This window comes from Pseudoalteromonas sp. 2CM36K (genome assembly GCF_023161865.1).
Taxonomy (GTDB): domain Bacteria; phylum Pseudomonadota; class Gammaproteobacteria; order Enterobacterales; family Alteromonadaceae; genus Pseudoalteromonas; species Pseudoalteromonas tetraodonis.
In genome coordinates, this window is record NZ_JALNTK010000001.1 from 21,390 (window position 1) to 35,588 (window position 14,199).

The window sequence follows — 14,199 nt, forward strand, 5'->3', positions numbered from 1 at the left end:
TTTATTATTTTACCTCCAAGGAAACGTGTGACTTCAGCGCCTACTTACACATCAATTTGTATTTTACGTCTTTCTGCTATTGGTGATGTATGCCATGCAGTGAGTGCGGTACAAGCAATTCAAAAAGCGCATCCAAATGCTAAGATCACTTGGGTGATAGGGAAGGTCGAGGCGATGCTGTTAGCAGATTTGCCTGGCGTTGAGCTTGTTGTATTTGATAAAAAACAAGGTAAGGCGGCACTAAAGCAGTTAAAGCAAACCTTTAAAGGGCAGTTTTTTGACGTGCTGCTTAACATGCAAGTGGCTTTAAGAGCTGGTTTTGTCGCTCGCTGTATTCCTGCCAAAGTTAAAATTGGTTTTGATTGGGCTCGCTCAAAAGAGCTGCATAGTTTATTTATTAATAAACGCATTAAAGCCCAATCTCAGGCACATGTTTTAGAGGGGTTTAATGGCTTTGCTCAAGCGATTGGTGTTGATGATTATGTCCCTGTTTGGAATATGCCCTACACCGACAAAGATCAAGCTAAAGCTGATGAGCTGTTAGGTGACGATTATTTATCAACTAAGCTATTCGTTATTTCGCCAGCAGCAAGTAAAGCACAGCGTAACTGGTTAGCCGAACGCTATGCTGCGCTTGCGGATTATGCCAATGCGCAAGGTTTTAAAGTGGTGCTAACCGGTGGGCCTACTGAGCTGGAAATTAATTTAGCAAATAATATCATTAAACACTCTGATTCACCCATTCTGAACTTGGTGGGTAAAACAAAACTCAAAGAATTATTGTGCGTACTTAAGCGTGCAGACTTAGTACTGGCACCTGACACAGGCCCAGCTCATATGGCGGTGACCGTGGGCACACCGGTTATTGGCTTATATGCGCATTCAAACCCAGCGCGAACGGGGCCCTATTTATACCAAGATTACGTGGTTGAGGTTTATCACCAAAACTTATTAAAGCAAACTGGTAAAACCGCCGAGCAATTACCTTGGGGCACTCGGGTTAAGGGCGATGATTTAATGAGTCAAATAACTACGGATGCAGTAAAAGAAATGTTTGACCATGTTGTTAAAAAAGAGTCGTTATTATGAATGGTAAACACACAAATAAGGCGCTTTTTTTAGACCGCGATGGTGTAGTCAATGTTGATCATGGCTATGTATTTAAAAGCGAAGAGTTTGAATTTATAGATGGTGTGTTTTCAACGTGTAAAGTATTTTATGACGCGGGCTATAAAATAATTGTTGTAACCAACCAATCAGGTATTGGTCGAGGTTATTACTCAGAAGCTGATTTTTTTGCCCTTAACACATGGATGAAAGCGCAGTTTAGTCATCATCAAATTGAAATTACTGATGTTTATTTTTGTCCTCATCATCCTAAAAATGCATTACCAGATTATTTAAAAGAGTGCGATTGCAGAAAGCCAGCGCCAGGAATGTTACTGCAAGGAATAAAAGATCATCATATTGACCCTGCACTTAGTGTGATGGTGGGGGACAAACGAGGTGATATGCAAGCTGCTATGAGCGCTAATATCCGTACTAAAATATTGGTACGTTCTGGGAAAACAGTTGATGAGCAAGCCGTAAAGTCTGCTGATTATGTTTGTGATTCAATCAAGGAGCTTCCTGTTCTGCTTGCTGGTCTGATTTAGTGCATACCTCATGCCCGTAAACTGGCAGCTTTTCCTGCCAGTTAGCTAATTTACGACGAATGACAAACAGTGCAATTTGGCGCTTAAACTTTTACAATACCCGCATTATAAATAGCAGCAACATGTCTGCTGTTTAACCCGTTCAACCAAATGGAGATCACAGATGAGAGCATCTGCTTTTTTTAGCCAATTACAACAGCAAATCGAAGACGTTAAAGCGGAAGGTTTGTACAAAAATGAACGTGTTATCACTTCACAGCAGCAAGCTCAAATTGAAGTGGCATCAGGTGATAAGGTTATTAACTTTTGTGCTAACAACTACTTAGGTTTAGCTAATAGCCCAGAGCTAATTGCAGCTGCCCAACAAGGCTTAGATGACCATGGTTTTGGTGTTGCGTCTGTGCGTTTTATTTGTGGTACCCAAGATATTCATAAAACGCTTGAGAAAAAAATCAGTCAATTTTTAGAAACTGAAGACACCATTTTGTATTCATCATGTTTTGATGCGAATACGGGCTTGTTTGAAACTATTCTAGGTGCAGACGATGCGATTATTTCTGATTCATTAAATCATGCTTCTATTATTGATGGTGTACGTTTATGTAAAGCAAAGCGTTTCCGTTATGCAAATAATGATATGGCAGATTTAGAAAAGCAATTAATTGCAGCCGATGAAGCTGGAGCTAAAACTAAACTAATTGCTACTGATGGCGTGTTCTCAATGGATGGCGTTATTTGTAATTTAGAAGCCGTGTGTGATTTAGCCGATAAATATGACGCGCTTGTTATGGTTGATGACTCACATGCCGTTGGTTTTGTTGGCGAAAATGGTAAAGGTACACCTGAGTACTGTAATGTACTCGACCGTGTCGATATTATTACCGGTACCTTAGGTAAAGCGCTTGGTGGAGCTTCTGGTGGTTACACTTCAGGTAAAAAAGAAATTGTTGAGTGGCTTCGTCAGCGTTCACGTCCATACTTATTCTCAAATTCATTGGCGCCTTCAATCGTAACGGCGTCAATCAAAGTGTTAGAAATGCTTGAAAATGGCGGTGAGCTTCGCGCTAAGCTATGGTCAAACGCTAAATACTTCCGCGAGCAGATGGAAGCGGCAGGCTTTACTTGTGCAGGTAAAGATCATGCGATTATTCCTGTGATGCTGGGAGACGCCAAAGTAGCGTCACTTATGGCTGATAAGCTTTTGGCCGAAGGGATTTATGTAACTGGCTTTTCATTCCCTGTTGTACCAAAAGGTCAGGCACGTATTCGTACCCAAATTTCTGCAGCGCATAGCAAGGAACAGCTAGATACAGCCATTGCAGCCTTTACCCGTATTGGTAAAGAGATTGGTGTTATTTAATTTTCTTGTTAAATCGCGGCTAAAGTCGCGATTTTTTAATTGAGTGTGGATTATGAAAGCATTATCAAAGTTAAAAGCAGAGCCGGGCATTTGGATGACAGATGCGCCAAAGCCTGAAGTGGGTCATAACGATCTGTTAATTAAAATTCGTAAAACAGCCATTTGTGGTACCGATGTTCATATTTATAAGTGGGATGAGTGGGCACAAAACACTATTCCTACGCCTATGGTGGTTGGCCACGAATACGTGGGTGAAGTAATTGACATGGGCCAAGAAGTTCGCGGTTTTGAAGTTGGCGACCGTGTTTCGGGTGAAGGTCATATAACCTGTGGTCATTGTCGTAACTGTCGTGCTGGACGCGTTCACTTATGCCGTAATACAACCGGTGTGGGTGTTAATCGCGAAGGTGCATTTGCTGAGTACTTAGTGATCCCAGCATTTAATGCATTTAAAATTCCAGATAACATTAGCGATGAACTTGCCTCTATTTTTGACCCGTTTGGTAATGCAGTACACACGGCTTTATCGTTCGATTTAGTGGGTGAAGATGTATTAATCACCGGTGCAGGCCCTATTGGTATTATGGCTGCAGCTGTAGCTAAACATGTGGGTGCACGCCATGTGGTTATTACCGACGTAAATGAATACCGCCTAGATTTAGCACGCAAAATGGGCGCAACGCGTGCTGTAAACGTCGCTAATGAAAAGCTCGAAGATGTAGCTAAAGAGCTAGGTATGACCGAAGGCTTTGATATTGGCTTAGAGATGTCAGGTGTACCAAGTGCATTTAATACCATGCTAAATAACATGAATCATGGCGGCAAAATTGCCATGTTAGGTATTCCACCTTCAGATATGGCGGTCGATTGGAATCAAGTTATTTTTAAAGGCTTAGTGATTAAAGGTATTTACGGTCGTGAGATGTTTGAAACTTGGTACAAAATGGCCAGTTTGATTCAATCAGGGCTTGATTTAAAACCAATTATTACTCATCAGTATTCAATTGATGACTTCCAAGCTGGCTTTGATATGATGATTTCAGGCCAATCGGGTAAAGTAATTCTTAACTGGGATTAATTATCCCCTTGTTAAGAGAATTAAAGGCGGCATTTGTCGCCTTTTTTGTAATTATAAGAGAGTACTATGGCATTTAAACATATATCAATCGCACAAACCCTCGAACTACTAGACAAAGAAGATGTGGTGATTGCCGATATTCGCGATCCTAATTCGTATCAGGCAGGGCACATTCCAGGTTCTGAAGCACTTTCAAATGCAAATATCGCCCAATTTATGATGGAAAAAGAGTTTGACCAGCCGATTATTATTGTTTGTTATCACGGCATGAGTTCACAAGGTGCTGCCAGCTACTTAGTAGAGCAAGGCTTTGAAGATGTTTACAGTATGGATGGTGGTTTTACTGCATGGGAAGCCGCTTACAAGGATAAAGTAGCACGATGATAGAGCTAGGCAGTCTAACTAACCCCCGTGCTGCACAGGGCTTTATAGATTACTTAAAAAGCCAAGGGCTTTCAGGGCAAATTCGTACTGAGGATGGCCATACGCTTGTCATTAGTGTGGCACCTGAGGACTTTCATGCGGTGCAACCGTTGTGGAATGAATTTGCTAAAAACCCTAATCATGAACGTTATCAACAAGCGTCATGGCAAGTAGGCAGCACGCAATCACCATTAAAATATCAAGGCCAGTCGCTTAATTTAGTCGCGCGTTTTAAAGCCTTAAGTTGGCTTAATCAAAGTGTTAGCATTCTCAGTATTGTTGTTTATGTTGCCTTTTTATTTGGTGCGTTTGAACCTATTTATATGGCGTTGCAGTTTAACCCTGCATCACTACTTACTTGGTTAACTCCGGCTATTGTGCATTTTAGCGCCATGCATATTGTATTTAACTTAATCTGGTGGGTTTCACTGGGTGACAATATTGAAAAGCAATGTGGTAAATCGAGTTTAATCGGGCTGTTTTTAGTTACCGCTTTAATAAGTAATTGGGCACAGTACTTAATGGTCGGTCCTAACTTTGGTGGGCTTAGCGGTGTTGTATATGGGTTGTTAGGCTTTTGTTGGATTTACAGCACCCTTAACCCTAAACAGCCTGCACTGGTTACAACCGCAATTGTTGGATTTATGCTGGTATGGTTAGTACTTGGTTTTGCAGATGTATTATTTGTTGGAATGGCTAATTGGGCACACTTAGGTGGGCTCGTTAGCGGTATGGCTTTTGCCTATACCGCTCAGCTTTTTAAAACAAAAAGTGCCTAATGATATAAATATTTAGTAAATAAGAGATCACGGATGATCTCATGTCCTGTTTCTTCTTTAAGAAGGCTCTTTAGTTTTTCTGCGCTTTTAAGGCGTATTTGCTCGCGTCCTGTTAAAGACTTTATTTTATTTTCATGCTCTTTAGATAATATCTCAACTAACGCATCACGAAGTAACGGCGTGTGGTGTTCCACGATTGCAATATCTGATGTTTTATTAAGCATTAAATCAACAGTGACACGTACATAGCCCATTTTTTTACTCGATGGGCCAATGTAGTTGGTAATAATATCTGGCTCAAACCCAAAATAACCGACAGTAGACTCAGCACGTGCTGATAAGCTGGTTAAGCTGACTAAAAGAATAAAAAGGCCTGTAAATACTGTTTTTTTCATTTCAAAAGCGTTTCCGTAAACTGGTTACAAATAGTTTATACTTATAATAAATAAGATACAGCAAGATGCTGTTATTTGTTGAGCTATGTAAAGGCATTCTGTACTCAAGTTTGGGATAGGCAATAGCGAGAGTCAAATGTTGATTAGCTTTTTATAATAACAGGGTGTGCTTGGTAGTAAGTAAATCGCGCTTTTTCAAATCTCTTAGCAATGTTATGATCTTGCTGATTTTTATCAAGTAGAGCTATTGTGATTACGTTTCCTCTTTCTTTATCTGCTGATTGGCAGAGTACCGCTCAAGTCAGTGGCTTATCTAGCGCTGAGCAAGAGTGGTTATTTGAACCGCATTCTTTAACGGCTAAATTAAAAAGCCAGTCTCAGCGTTTTGCTGTAAAAGTGTTGAGTGAGCAAAAAGTTAACCTCTCGCAACCTCAGCAAGCTTTATTAAGTAATGAGGTGAACACTGTACTTAACCGTGAAGTTTTATTGTTGTGTGATGACAAACCGGTTGTATATGCTCAAAGCTGGTTGCCAATATCAAACAACAATACAAATAATCAGCTGCATAATATGGGTGAACGTCCGTTGGGTGATGTCATATTTCAAGACCCTGCGTTAAAGCGCACTGATATTGAAATTGCTCGCTTTGATGATAACCACTCATTGCAATCACTGGTGAGCGAACTTAATTTACCCATACACATATTATTAGGGCGACGAAGCGTGTTCTCTTTGCATGACTACAAATTTTTAGTTTGTGAAGTTTTTTTACCAGGAGCCCATTTATACTCATGAAACTAGCCCCTTTATCGGTAAACCATGTACCGTATTACGTTCAGTTAATGCGAATAGATAAGCCCATAGGCACCTTATTATTACTTTGGCCAACTTATTGGGCGCTGTGGATAGCAAATGAGGGGATACCAAGCCTAACAAACTTCATTGTGTTTACCCTTGGGGTAATAGTTATGCGCAGCGCAGGATGCGTTATCAATGATTTTGCTGACAGAAAAATAGATGGCTCAGTAAAACGAACCTGTCAGCGCCCTTTAGCAACTGGGGCTGTGAGTAGTGGGGAAGCAATTAGTTTGTTTTTGCTGCTGGTTAGCATCGCTTTTATTTTAGTAATAATGCTAAATACCAATACTATCTTGTTATCGTTTGGGGCGCTTGGGCTCGCGTTTTGTTATCCCTTTATGAAACGTTACACACAACTTCCACAGGTTGTATTAGGGGCTGCTTTTGGTTGGGCAATTCCTATGGCATTTATGGCATCAACAAACTCGTTGCCTGTGCAGGCATGGCTGCTATTTATTGCCAATATTTGCTGGACGGTGGCTTACGACACTATGTACGCCATGGTTGATAGAGATGATGATTTAAAAATAGGAGTAAAATCAACCGCTATTTTATTCGCCAGTTATGACCGCCATATTATTGGGTTGCTTAACATTATATTCTTAGTATTAATGACATTGATCGGCTTTATTAGCCAAGTTGGAGCAAGCTTTTGGCTAGGGTTAGCGGTTGCTGCGGCTTTATTATTGTATCAACAGCGTTTGATTCATTTACGTCAACGAGATGCCTGTTTTAAAGCGTTTTTGAATAATCATTATGTGGGACTTACTGTATTTATAGGCTTATTATTTTCTTACCCCGTTTTTTCTTAACGGGGTGGGTCGATAATACCACTAATTGACGCATTTTTTCTGAACCAACCAGCAATCGAATAGCGGTTATCAAAAGCCGGAAGTACTTCATGCACAAAGCGTTCGCTTTCAAATAATACCAAAGTGCCTGCAGTGGGTTTTATAACCACTTCTATTTCTTTACTTTTAGGCTTGTAAATAACCAGCTCCCCGCCTTTATTAGGAGAGTTTAAGTACAATACGGTGGTAAAAACTCGATTTGAACGACCTTTGAACGCATCTACATGTTTTTTGTAAAAATCACCCTGCGTATACTTTGCATAGTGACACTCATAATCAAACAAGCCCATGAAAAAGTTACGATTAAGGGTAGTGCGAACAGCTTCCATTATTTGTTGATAGCTAAGCTGTGCATTTGAGCTGCCATCAAACCAGTAGGTTTTATCTTTACGAACGGAGTCATCAATTTGTAAATTGTTTAATCGTCCAATACCGGCAAGGCTAAAGTGAGGATTTATTCTATAGCAATCAGCCATCAACTCGGATATTAAGTCACTATCAATGGCGTTTTCAATAATGGCATAGCCATGCGTTTCAATGTGCTCTAGGTAAATTTCAGCAGCTGTAAAGTTTTTCATTAACGCTAGTCATAATATAAGGGAGCGTTAGTGTAGTGAAAAAAAACTTTAATGCCACTAATTTATAGTTGTTATAAAACGCATGGAGTCATTTTTTTATGCTCTAGAAACTTTCTTAATTAGCGAGAGTAGGTGGTCAACATGCTCACCAGCCTCTATCTGCTGGCTTGTTTGCACCACAAGTTGTTCATGGCTAATATCGTTATTCGTTTTAAGCTGGATTAAGTTATGGTTTTCTGCCACAGAGCTGGTGTGTTCAATACCGGCAATGGCAAAATGATCTGACTTTTCAAGTCCAGCCATTACCTGATCAATACTACCTACTTTAATCGTTGAAGCTTTATTTAGCGAGTCTATTACTTCATTAAGCATTGATTGCACTTGTTTTGACTGTGAAAAACAACTGAACATTGGATAGCTTTCGAGCTCTTTTTTACTAATATCGCTTTTATTTGCTAAAGGATGTTGTTTTGAACAAAATAAAATAAGCTGATCAGGTAATTGTATGTCGCTACCAATACTATTGACTATTTGCGAGCATACACTAATGTCTATTTCACCTTGAAGTAACTTTCTATGAAGCTCAGTTTTATTTTGTAGCTGCATTTCGATTTTAATGTGAGGATATTGGCTTAAAAATTCACCGCAGGTAATTGGTACTATGCTGCTGGTTGTTGTGGTGTAACCAATAACTAGCTTTTTCTCTTCAGTGCCATTAATTGACTGAAAAGCGCGATGCTTTATTTGCTCTAGCTCATTGAGGGTATTTTTTGCAAAGTCGAGGAAAAGTTCGCCTGCTTGAGTTAATTTAACCGAGCGAGTAGAGCGGGTAACAAGTTCGTAGCCAAGCTCTGTTTCAAGAGTTTGAATACTACGAGTTAACGCAGATGTGCTAATTTGGGTTTGTTCTGCAGCTTGCCTAAAATGACGAAGTAGGCCAAGCGCTACAAACTGTTCTAATTGTTCAAATCTCACTATACAGTCCTTTTTTATAGGTAAGCTAGGGGAATTGCAGATTAAATACTGACTTTATATCCCTACAGATCAGTTGAATTAATGTTTTTAACCACCTCCTTAGATTAACTTTCTTTTCATCGTATTTAAAGAGAATAGTTGCTAAAAGTTGTTATACCTTTGGATAATGTTAAATAACTGTAGGGTTTTATTATTGACCAAGTTTATGCAATTTTATAACAACTTTATTAAAGTCTCGGTTTGTTAATTGCTGCTTTTGCTTTTAGGGTTGGGTTCAATAAAATTCTTACTTACTCTATTGCTTAAAGGCTTATTTTCAATGTTTTGTAATTCAATTTCTATGGCATCACAAGAAATATGAATTTCAAATAATGAAGTAAGCAAAGATAAGCTCAAGCAGCTTAAACTGACCCCAAATAAAATAATGCCCGTGGTATTAAATTCTATAAATAATGCAAACATAGATAACGTACATAATAAAAAAGCAGCCACTCCGTATACTTGCATGGTCCTTATTAGTCTTATTCGCTTTCTAAGATTAGTTATTTGCGCCACTACAACAGGACGAATAGATTCTCCTTCACGGGCATTCAATTCTCGTATTAGTTGCGCTAGCACTAAAAATCGGTTTGTATAGGCAAGTAATAACAACGAGATTGCTGGAAAAAGTAAACCTGGGGTAGTTAGCGTCATAATGTGTCCTTAAATCATATTATTTGCTTTAGGTTACGCAGGCAAATTGTACACATAAAGTAAATGAGGTGGATATTGCAAAATATTAATAATAGCGATTCAAATATAACATCATTTGATTGGGTGACGCTTTATAACGCAGAAAATAGTTTAGAGGCCAATATAATAAAAGGACTGATTCTTAATGCGGGAATTGAGTGCCAAATTAAAGGTGAAATGCTGCAGGGTGCCATGGGCGAGATCCCGTTTGAGCAAACACAAGTAAGTGTGCAGGTTTATGCGATAAAAGAGCGCCATGCACGCGAAATATTGGTAAACTATCAGCAAGTAAAACAATCCGCTCCAGATTGGGTGTGCCCTAACTGTAATGAGCATAATGGATCAACATTTGATTTTTGTTGGTCATGTGGGACTTTAAAGAATGACAAAAGCGAATAATTTTCAGCGTATTAGAGAATTAAATTACCTACAAAAAGCGGTATTGGCCAGTGCGTTAATAGAGCGTATGTTGCCTAATTATGGGCTATTTAGTGAGGCTACCGGCTTTGGCGATGAGGTTATTTTACGCAATGCTTTAAATGTATGTTGGGAAAAAATACTCTTTCCTAAAAGTAAAATTGATTTAGAAAAGCAAGTCGAAAAAATTGAGCCTAATGTGCCTGAACTTGCTGATTTTGATATGTTTGGTACTTACCCTGCCATTGACGCTGCAACTTCATTATTGAGCTTAATGCATGGCCTTTTAGCACAAGATGAGCAAGAGTTTGTTAATGTGAGTAAAATATCGCAGGCTACTGTGGCTCGCTTTATTGAGTATCAAATGACGGTTGAAGGGGATGTTGCTGATAATAAAGCAGTGCGTGAACACCCACTAATGCAATACGAAATAGAGGTATTAGGTGAACTAATTGATTTTGTAGAGGCAATGGGGCGTATTACTGCTGAAAATGTAAAAGCATTGAAAAAGCATGTCCTTGCTGATGGCCAAACTAACATTGGTTTAGCACTTTAAGTTATTTGTTTTAAACACCTTGTTAGGTGGCAGGAGAATCAACAATGCGAATTTTAGGCATTGAATCATCATGCGATGAAACTGGTATTGCTATTTATGATGACGAAAAAGGGCTGCTAGCCCATCAATTATATAGCCAAGTAAAAGTACATGCTGATTACGGTGGTGTAGTACCTGAGCTTGCATCTCGCGATCATGTACGTAAAACATTGCCGCTTATTGATGCGGCATTTGCACAAGCTGGCTGTGGACCTGAAGATTTAGACGGTATTGCCTACACGGCAGGGCCAGGTTTAGTAGGGGCTTTGTTAGTAGGTACCTCAATTGGTCGATCTTTAGCGTATGGCTGGGATATCCCAGCGGTTGCAGTGCACCATATGGAAGGGCATTTATTAGCGCCAATGCTTGAGGAAAACGTCCCCGAGTTTCCATTTATTGCCTTACTGGTTTCTGGCGGTCATACCATGATGGTAAAAGTTGCTGGTATTGGTCAATACGAAGTATTGGGTGAGTCGGTAGATGATGCTGCAGGTGAAGCGTTTGATAAAACGGCTAAATTACTTGGGCTTGATTACCCTGGCGGTCCTCGTTTAGCTAAAATGGCTGAACAGGGTGTTGCTAAGCGATTTGTTTTTCCGCGTCCGATGACAGACAAACCTGGCTTGGATTTTAGCTTTAGTGGCCTAAAAACCGCCGCTTCAATTGCTATTCGTGAAAACGACAGTGACGAGCAAACTAAAGCAGATATTGCTCATGCATTTCAAACAGCCGTTATAGATACTTTAGTAATTAAGTGTAAGCGCGCATTAAAACAAACCGGTATTAAGCGCTTAGTAATAGCCGGTGGTGTAAGTGCTAATACGCAACTACGTTTGCAACTAGAGCGTGTGATGCAAGGTATGAAGGGCAAAGTGTATTACCCTCGCACTGAGTTTTGTACTGACAATGGTGCAATGATTGCTTATGCTGGTATGCAGCGTTTAAAAGCAGGGCAGTTTGCTTCGCTTGATATGAAAACTAAACCGCGCTGGCCAATCGATAGCCTAGAAGCAATATAGTTAACCAGAACTTAGGTTATTTATTACTTCTTATCATCTGTAGGGGCTTGTTTAGTTCCTACTTTTGGTTCTTCCCCCTTAAATAAACGCACAATATTAGTGCGATGCCTAATAATGATCAGTAGCGTAATAAAGGTTACCGGTAAGGTATATAACGGTTTTATCCACCATGTGTATAAAGGGGCTAGCGTAACGGCCACTAACGCGGCAAGTGATGAGTAACGAGTAATTGCGACAATCAGCAACCAAGTACCAATCAATAACCCTCCTAAAGAAAGCCCTATCGGTAGTAACGAGCCAAATGCAGTTGCAACCGCCTTACCGCCCTTAAAACTAAAGAATAACGGGTACATGTGCCCTAAGCATGCTGCAACGGCGATTAAACCAAGCTCTAATGGCTCAAGTTTTAAAAAATAAGCGCCCCAAACAGGGATTGTGCCCTTTAAAATATCGAAGACTAAAACTAAGCATGCAGGAAGTGACCCGCCTGAGCGGTAAACATTGGTTGCCCCTGGATTATTGGAGCCATGCGTGCGTGGATCGGGGAGTTTGAATAGCCGCGACACTAAAATGGCCGATGAAATCGAGCCGAGCAAATAGGCTAAAACAAACATTAAAATGACTAACACGCGCTTCCTTATTTTTTAATCATTACTTTTAAGCTATTATTGGCGTCAAAATTTACGGGCTTCTTAAATTACTCGCAATTTTGTAATTATTCTATTGTAGAAGTAATTTTAGTATATTTAAACACTGATTAAAGTATATACAGTATTAATTTGATTGATACAATATGTAATTAACTCAGTGACTTGTTACAGTCATTTGGAGTATCAATGGACAAGGTATTTATATCACAATTGCATGTCGAAACGATTATCGGGGTGTATGATTTTGAAAAGAAAAGTAAACAAAGCCTGTACTTTGATATTGAAATGCTAAGCGACATCAAGCCCGCAGCGCAAAACGACGATATTAACTTGGCACTGGATTACGCTAAGGTAAGTGAGCGTGTTATCGAACACAGTACGGCTAAACCGGTAGAGCTTTTAGAAACACTGGTAGAGCAATTAGCGCAAATCATTTTAACCGAATTTAATACCCCGCAAGTGACAATAAAAGTAAGTAAGCCCGCTGCAGTTGCACAAGCGCAAACCGTCGGTGTAGAAATAACGCGTAACAAGGCTATTGCTTAAATGGCGCAAATATTTATTAGTTTAGGGTCAAATATTAATAAAGCAGAGCATATCAGGCGTGCTTTAGTGGCGTTAAATAAACACTTTAAAAATCCCCAACATTCTTCGGTATTTGAAAGTGAAGCGGTGGGTTTTGCCGGTAATAACTTTTACAACTCCGTACTTGCTGCCACTACCGATATGGCGCTTGAAGATGTGTGTGCGTTATTAAAACAAATAGAGCGCGATAATGGTCGCAAAGCAAATGATAAAAAATTTAGCCCGCGCACCTTGGATCTCGATTTACTCTTTTACGATGATGTCATTTGCGAGAGCCCAGCTCAACTACCACGTGACGAAATTACCAAAAATGCCTTTGTATTACAGCCTTTAGCAGAGGTAGCTCCTGATTTTTATCATCCGGTAGCAAAACAAACGATTGCCCAAATTTGGAATGCATATAACAACCCTCAACAAAAACTATGGAAGGTGGAGTTTACTAACCCATGAGTATTATAGAAATAATTGTTTTAGCCTTGATACAAGGATTTACAGAGTTTTTACCTATTTCGAGCTCCGCTCATTTGATCTTACCTTCGCAAATTTTAGGGTGGGAAGACCAAGGACTAGCTTTTGATGTCGCTGTTCATGTTGGTACTTTAATAGCCGTTGTTATTTATTTTCGTAAAGAAGTGGCTGATATTCTTAGCGCATGGTTTAAATCGTTTGGCGCTCAAGGCACCACCGACGATAGTAAACTTGGCTGGTGGATTATACTGGGCACTGTACCTGCAGCGTTATTAGGCTTATTACTAAAAGATGTTGTTGAGCTGTACCTGCGCAGTGCCTGGGTTATAGCTGCTACGACTATTATTTTTGGTTTATTACTTTGGTACGCTGATGCCAAAGGTAAGCAAATGAAAACAATTTACCAGCTTAACTGGAAAACAGCGTTGCTTATTGGCTTTGCTCAAGCAGTGGCTATGATCCCAGGAACGTCTCGCTCAGGCATTACCATGACAGCGGGCTTATTGCTGGGCATGAATAAACAAAGCGCTGCGCGCTTTTCGTTTTTACTCGCAATCCCTATTATTTCTATGATGGGTCTTTACTACACAATAGAGCTGGCTTTAGGCGACCATGTAGTTGATTGGAACACTTTAATTTTAGGTGTCGTCCTTTCATTTTTATCAGCGTACGCTTGTATATTCATGTTCTTAAAAGTGATTGAACGAATGGGTATGCTGCCGTTTGTAATTTACAGACTTTTACTTGGTGTTGGCTTAATTGTATTTTTGACGCTGTAATT

General features: G+C 39.8%; 19 protein-coding genes. 14 read left to right on the plus strand and 5 right to left on the minus strand.

The annotated features are described in order from the left end of the window. Positions 1-27 precede the first annotated feature (27 nt). The 6 genes from MTN97_RS00085 (at position 28) to glpG (ending at position 5,295) form a co-directional block, all read left to right on the plus strand. Positions 28-1,089 (plus strand): glycosyltransferase family 9 protein, encoded by a 1,062-nt coding sequence (locus tag MTN97_RS00085; RefSeq protein WP_248473261.1) that lies wholly within the window; start codon positions 28-30, stop codon positions 1,087-1,089. After that, complete coding sequence (gene gmhB, locus MTN97_RS00090; RefSeq protein ID WP_248473263.1) at positions 1,086-1,655, plus strand: D-glycero-beta-D-manno-heptose 1,7-bisphosphate 7-phosphatase; 570 nt, start codon at positions 1,086-1,088, stop codon at positions 1,653-1,655. The genes MTN97_RS00085 and gmhB overlap by 4 nt, the downstream gene beginning before the upstream one ends. A gap of 163 nt (positions 1,656-1,818) precedes the next feature. Continuing rightward, positions 1,819-3,015, plus strand: coding sequence for a glycine C-acetyltransferase (locus MTN97_RS00095; RefSeq protein ID WP_036979809.1), 1,197 nt, complete (start codon positions 1,819-1,821; stop codon positions 3,013-3,015). 52 nt (positions 3,016-3,067) lie between these two features. After that, positions 3,068-4,093, plus strand: coding sequence for an L-threonine 3-dehydrogenase (gene tdh / locus MTN97_RS00100; protein WP_036979807.1), 1,026 nt, complete (start codon positions 3,068-3,070; stop codon positions 4,091-4,093). Positions 4,094-4,159: 66 nt separating this feature from the next. Continuing rightward, positions 4,160-4,477: a thiosulfate sulfurtransferase GlpE gene (gene glpE / locus MTN97_RS00105; protein ID WP_033104018.1), complete on the plus strand. Its 318-nt coding sequence runs from the start codon at positions 4,160-4,162 to the stop codon at positions 4,475-4,477. Next, positions 4,474-5,295 carry a rhomboid family intramembrane serine protease GlpG gene (glpG, locus tag MTN97_RS00110; protein WP_248473265.1) on the plus strand — a complete coding sequence of 274 codons (822 nt, stop codon included), beginning with the start codon at positions 4,474-4,476 and terminating at the stop codon, positions 5,293-5,295. Before glpE ends, glpG begins: the two co-directional genes overlap by 4 nt. Here glpG and MTN97_RS00115 read toward each other — a convergent pair. Then, positions 5,292-5,690 (minus strand): flagellar basal body-associated protein FliL, encoded by a 399-nt coding sequence (locus MTN97_RS00115; protein ID WP_248473267.1) that lies wholly within the window; start codon positions 5,688-5,690, stop codon positions 5,292-5,294. The two genes, glpG and MTN97_RS00115, sit on opposite strands and share 4 nt — an antisense overlap. A gap of 249 nt (positions 5,691-5,939) precedes the next feature. On the opposite strand from MTN97_RS00115, the gene MTN97_RS00120 reads away from it, so the two are divergent. Both MTN97_RS00120 and ubiA read left to right on the plus strand, forming a co-directional pair. Beyond that, entirely contained in the window at positions 5,940-6,485 is a 546-nt protein-coding gene (locus MTN97_RS00120) for a chorismate lyase (protein ID WP_214553419.1), read from the plus strand. Next, positions 6,482-7,360 carry a 4-hydroxybenzoate octaprenyltransferase gene (gene ubiA / locus MTN97_RS00125; RefSeq protein WP_248473268.1) on the plus strand — a complete coding sequence of 293 codons (879 nt, stop codon included), beginning with the start codon at positions 6,482-6,484 and terminating at the stop codon, positions 7,358-7,360. Before MTN97_RS00120 ends, ubiA begins: the two co-directional genes overlap by 4 nt. On the opposite strand, the gene MTN97_RS00130 is transcribed toward ubiA, so the two are convergent. The 3 genes from MTN97_RS00130 to MTN97_RS00140 form a co-directional block, all read right to left on the minus strand. Beyond that, positions 7,357-7,977: a 2OG-Fe(II) oxygenase gene (locus tag MTN97_RS00130; protein ID WP_248473270.1), complete on the minus strand. Its 621-nt coding sequence runs from the start codon at positions 7,975-7,977 to the stop codon at positions 7,357-7,359. The genes ubiA and MTN97_RS00130 overlap by 4 nt on opposite strands. A 96-nt stretch (positions 7,978-8,073) precedes the next feature. Continuing rightward, positions 8,074-8,952: a LysR family transcriptional regulator gene (locus MTN97_RS00135; protein WP_036979795.1), complete on the minus strand. Its 879-nt coding sequence runs from the start codon at positions 8,950-8,952 to the stop codon at positions 8,074-8,076. Between the two features lie 243 nt (positions 8,953-9,195). Further along, positions 9,196-9,645 (minus strand): DUF2721 domain-containing protein, encoded by a 450-nt coding sequence (locus MTN97_RS00140; RefSeq protein ID WP_248473271.1) that lies wholly within the window; start codon positions 9,643-9,645, stop codon positions 9,196-9,198. Between the two features lie 63 nt (positions 9,646-9,708). On the opposite strand from MTN97_RS00140, the gene MTN97_RS00145 reads away from it, so the two are divergent. The 3 genes from MTN97_RS00145 to tsaD are packed head-to-tail and all read left to right on the plus strand — an operon-like array spanning position 9,709 to position 11,715. Further along, complete coding sequence (locus MTN97_RS00145; protein WP_372239236.1) at positions 9,709-10,083, plus strand: DUF2007 domain-containing protein; 375 nt, start codon at positions 9,709-9,711, stop codon at positions 10,081-10,083. Beyond that, positions 10,067-10,657, plus strand: a complete 591-nt coding sequence (locus MTN97_RS00150) for a YjaG family protein (protein ID WP_036979791.1) — start codon at positions 10,067-10,069, stop codon at positions 10,655-10,657. The genes MTN97_RS00145 and MTN97_RS00150 overlap by 17 nt, the downstream gene beginning before the upstream one ends. Before the next feature lie 44 nt (positions 10,658-10,701). Beyond that, positions 10,702-11,715, plus strand: a complete 1,014-nt coding sequence (tsaD, locus tag MTN97_RS00155) for a tRNA (adenosine(37)-N6)-threonylcarbamoyltransferase complex transferase subunit TsaD (RefSeq protein WP_069438531.1) — start codon at positions 10,702-10,704, stop codon at positions 11,713-11,715. 23 nt (positions 11,716-11,738) lie between these two features. Here tsaD and plsY read toward each other — a convergent pair whose 3' ends face one another. Continuing rightward, positions 11,739-12,344 carry a glycerol-3-phosphate 1-O-acyltransferase PlsY gene (gene plsY, locus MTN97_RS00160; RefSeq protein ID WP_069438532.1) on the minus strand — a complete coding sequence of 202 codons (606 nt, stop codon included), beginning with the start codon at positions 12,342-12,344 and terminating at the stop codon, positions 11,739-11,741. 207 nt (positions 12,345-12,551) lie between these two features. On the opposite strand from plsY, the gene folB reads away from it, so the two are divergent. The 3 genes from folB to MTN97_RS00175 are packed head-to-tail and all read left to right on the plus strand — an operon-like array spanning position 12,552 to position 14,197. Beyond that, a complete protein-coding gene (folB, locus tag MTN97_RS00165) occupies positions 12,552-12,911 on the plus strand; it encodes a dihydroneopterin aldolase (protein ID WP_036979785.1) in 360 nt (119 codons plus the stop codon). Further along, positions 12,912-13,400, plus strand: coding sequence for a 2-amino-4-hydroxy-6-hydroxymethyldihydropteridine diphosphokinase (gene folK, locus MTN97_RS00170; RefSeq protein WP_036979783.1), 489 nt, complete (start codon positions 12,912-12,914; stop codon positions 13,398-13,400). Then, complete coding sequence (locus tag MTN97_RS00175; RefSeq protein WP_248473272.1) at positions 13,397-14,197, plus strand: undecaprenyl-diphosphate phosphatase; 801 nt, start codon at positions 13,397-13,399, stop codon at positions 14,195-14,197. The genes folK and MTN97_RS00175 overlap by 4 nt, the downstream gene beginning before the upstream one ends. Positions 14,198-14,199: the final 2 nt, after the last annotated feature.

What these genes read in the sequence shown, in the direction of transcription:
- glpG (WP_248473265.1), top strand. Translation starts at nt 4,474, where the DNA reads ATGATAGAGCTAGGCAGTCTAACTAACCCCCGTGCTGCACAGGGCTTT.
- MTN97_RS00130 (WP_248473270.1), bottom strand. Translation starts at nt 7,977, where the DNA reads ATGAAAAACTTTACAGCTGCTGAAATTTACCTAGAGCACATTGAAACG.
- glpE (WP_033104018.1), top strand. Translation starts at nt 4,160, where the DNA reads ATGGCATTTAAACATATATCAATCGCACAAACCCTCGAACTACTAGAC.
- tsaD (WP_069438531.1), top strand. Translation starts at nt 10,702, where the DNA reads ATGCGAATTTTAGGCATTGAATCATCATGCGATGAAACTGGTATTGCT.
- MTN97_RS00115 (WP_248473267.1), bottom strand. Translation starts at nt 5,690, where the DNA reads ATGAAAAAAACAGTATTTACAGGCCTTTTTATTCTTTTAGTCAGCTTA.
- ubiA (WP_248473268.1), top strand. Translation starts at nt 6,482, where the DNA reads ATGAAACTAGCCCCTTTATCGGTAAACCATGTACCGTATTACGTTCAG.
- MTN97_RS00150 (WP_036979791.1), top strand. Translation starts at nt 10,067, where the DNA reads ATGACAAAAGCGAATAATTTTCAGCGTATTAGAGAATTAAATTACCTA.
- folB (WP_036979785.1), top strand. Translation starts at nt 12,552, where the DNA reads ATGGACAAGGTATTTATATCACAATTGCATGTCGAAACGATTATCGGG.
- folK (WP_036979783.1), top strand. Translation starts at nt 12,912, where the DNA reads ATGGCGCAAATATTTATTAGTTTAGGGTCAAATATTAATAAAGCAGAG.
- MTN97_RS00175 (WP_248473272.1), top strand. Translation starts at nt 13,397, where the DNA reads ATGAGTATTATAGAAATAATTGTTTTAGCCTTGATACAAGGATTTACA.
- MTN97_RS00145 (WP_372239236.1), top strand. Translation starts at nt 9,709, where the DNA reads ATGAGGTGGATATTGCAAAATATTAATAATAGCGATTCAAATATAACA.
- MTN97_RS00140 (WP_248473271.1), bottom strand. Translation starts at nt 9,645, where the DNA reads ATGACGCTAACTACCCCAGGTTTACTTTTTCCAGCAATCTCGTTGTTA.
- gmhB (WP_248473263.1), top strand. Translation starts at nt 1,086, where the DNA reads ATGAATGGTAAACACACAAATAAGGCGCTTTTTTTAGACCGCGATGGT.
- tdh (WP_036979807.1), top strand. Translation starts at nt 3,068, where the DNA reads ATGAAAGCATTATCAAAGTTAAAAGCAGAGCCGGGCATTTGGATGACA.
- MTN97_RS00095 (WP_036979809.1), top strand. Translation starts at nt 1,819, where the DNA reads ATGAGAGCATCTGCTTTTTTTAGCCAATTACAACAGCAAATCGAAGAC.